Genomic DNA, 236 nt, shown 5'->3' with positions numbered 1-236 from the left:
ACTCGGTTCGGGGCAGACCGCGAGGGAGGTAAACTCCCGCGCCTACTGCGCCTGGCACAATTTTTCGGGCGCGGACCAGTCAAAAAAAGTGGGAGTGCTTTTCGGTGGGGAGCGCACCCGCCCGAATCCCGCGATGATGTCAAAAGAGGGGGCTAACGATCTTCTGTCTGTCGTGCCGATCAATGATCTTGACGTGAACACTTTGCGCGGCCTTGAAGAGGCGCTTGACTCCTTCG

At 58.5% G+C, this 236-nt stretch carries 1 pseudogene; it reads left to right on the top strand.

From position 1 onward, the window contains the following. Positions 1 to 236, top strand: a pseudogene (locus tag ACYVTD_RS19205) (energy-dependent translational throttle protein EttA); the annotation flags it as partial.

This window comes from Treponema sp. R6D11, from assembly GCF_054786075.1.
Note: the sequence above shows the minus strand (reverse complement) of the source record. Positions and strands in the feature narration are given on the sequence as shown.